Annotated in this window: 3 protein-coding genes; all 3 read left to right on the top strand. The window is 66.5% G+C overall.

Annotated features, from left to right (window positions below):
* On the top strand, positions 1 to 274 hold a 274-nt coding region (locus tag A2J02_RS01060; protein WP_269454977.1), incomplete at its 5' end, for an amidase family protein.
* A gap of 6 nt (positions 275 to 280) precedes the next feature.
* Entirely contained in the window at positions 281 to 1,360 is a 1,080-nt protein-coding gene (locus tag A2J02_RS01055) for an alpha/beta hydrolase (RefSeq protein ID WP_068045627.1), read from the top strand.
* Between the two features lie 127 nt (positions 1,361 to 1,487).
* Positions 1,488 to 2,273: ATP-dependent 6-phosphofructokinase (locus tag A2J02_RS01050; protein WP_068045623.1), on the top strand; the 786-nt coding region annotated here is incomplete at its 3' end.

The raw sequence follows: 2,273 nt of genomic DNA, 5'->3' as shown, positions 1-2,273 counted from the left end.
ATACGAGAAGGTCGACGTGCTGGTGTCGCCGACGACCCCGACGACGGCATTCCCGTTGGGGGACAAGGTCGGCGACCCGATGGCGATGTACCTCAACGACCTCTGCACGCTGCCGACCAACCTTGCCGGTCACTGCGCGATGTCGGTTCCGTCGGGTCTTGCCACCGAGGACGGACTACCCGTGGGTCTGCAGATCATGGCTCCGGCGTTCGCGGACGAGCGGCTCTACCGCGTCGGTGCCGCATACGAGGCCGCTCGCGGCGATCTGAGGTAGTTCGAGGTGCTGCATCGGTGGGCTGCCGATCTGGCTCATCTGCCCTTGCTCTCCGGTGCAGTGCCCGTGCTCGCGTCGACGGCGGCCGTTGTCGTGACGTCGGTCCTGGCCGTCGCTGTCGTCCTGCGGGTCCGGCGAGGCCGCGCACTGGGAGCGGTGTTCGGCCCGCTGAGCGCTCTCGGTCTCGTGGCGTCGCTTCTGTTGGCGGCGACGGTGCTCACCAATCTGACCGTCACTCGATACCCGACGGTGGCCGTGGCGCTGGGCCACCGTCCGGCCGTGACCGAGGGCACCGGAAGGTTGGTCGATGTGGACGTGCCCGGCACTGTGTCGCACTTCGCCGCGCGGCCCGCCACCGTCTACGTTCCGGCGTCGTACGACGCCGGAGCGAGCGATCTACCGGTGCTGGTGCTGCTCACCGGCCAACCCGGCCACGTCGTCGACTGGATCGAGGGTGGTCGTCTGGCGCAGACGATGGACGCCTTCGCGGCGCGGCACGGCGGTGCGGCTCCGATCGTCGTGGTGGCCGACGGTCTGGGTGACACCGAGGCGAATCCGATGTGCATGGATTCGAATCTCGGAAATGCCGCGACGTACTTGTCGGTCGATGTGCCGCACTGGATTCGGTCGAATTTTCGGGTGTCCTCGGATCCGAGGGCCTGGGCGGTCGGCGGGTATTCCTACGGGGGAACGTGCGCGCTGCAGCTGGCGGTGACAGCACCGTCGGTGTACCCCACCTTTCTCGACATCTCGGGTGAGGACGAGCAACGTCGGGGCACGAGAAGCGAGTCCGTTGCAGCGGCATACGGCACGGACACCCCGGCGAACGAGGCGCGGTTCGAGCGCATGACGCCGCTGAACATACTCTCGCGCACCAGCTTTCCCGATTCGGCCGGTGCCTTCGTCGTGGGAGCCGACGACGAAGAGTTCCGGCCGCAGACCGAGCGAACATACAGGGCCGCAGAGTCCGCGGGTCTCGACGTGCACTACAGCGAGCTGCCCGGCGGGCATTCGATGCAGGTCTGGGCCCCGGCGCTGGAACAGGAGATGGACTGGCTCGGCGAGCGTGTGGGTCTGCTCGACTGACGCACGGCCTCGCCTCGACGAAGTGAGCACCGAACGGTACCGACGCGCGCAGCATCCCACGCCCGATTAGGCTGACGTCCGTCACCGGGTCCGCTTCACGGACCTGCGAGCAGAGAGGCGAAAATCGATGCGCATCGGAGTTCTGACCGGAGGCGGCGATTGCCCAGGGCTCAATGCGGTGATCCGCGCAGTCGTACGCACCGCGGACGCCCGGTACGGCTCCACCGTCGTCGGTTTCCAGGACGGATGGCGAGGTCTTCTCGAAGACCGTCGAGTGCAACTGCGGAACGACGACCGCAACGACCGGTTGCTCACCAAGGGCGGCACGATGCTCGGCACCGCCCGCACCAATCCGGATGTGTTGCGCGCCGGACTCGATCGGGTCAAGCAGACTCTCGAGGACAACGGCATCGACGTGTTGATCCCGATCGGCGGCGAAGGAACACTCACCGCTGCCGCGTGGTTGTCGGAAGAGGGTGTGCCGGTGGTCGGCGTGCCCAAGACGATCGACAACGACATCGATTGCACCGACGTCACATTCGGCTTCGACACGGCTCTGACCATCGCCACCGATGCGATCGACCGACTGCACAGCACCGCAGAATCCCATCAGCGCGTGATGCTCGTCGAGGTGATGGGTCGCCACGCCGGGTGGATCGCTCTGCACGCCGGCCTGGCGTCCGGTTCGCACATGACGCTCATTCCCGAGCAGCCGTTCGACGTCGAAGAGGTGTGCACGTTGGTGCGCAAGCGTTTTCAGCGCGGAGACTCGCACTTCATCTGTGTCGTCGCCGAGGGGGCCAAGCCGATCGAGGGCTCGATGCAGCTTCTCGACGGCGGAATCGACGAGTTCGGCCACGTTCGATTCACCGGAGTTGCCCACCAGCTCGGCGTCGAGATCGAGCGCCGTATC

This window comes from Rhodococcus sp. EPR-147 (assembly GCF_001647185.1).
In the GTDB taxonomy this organism is placed as follows: Bacteria; Actinomycetota; Actinomycetes; order Mycobacteriales; family Mycobacteriaceae; genus Rhodococcoides.
This window is presented reverse-complemented; position numbering and strand designations above follow the sequence as displayed.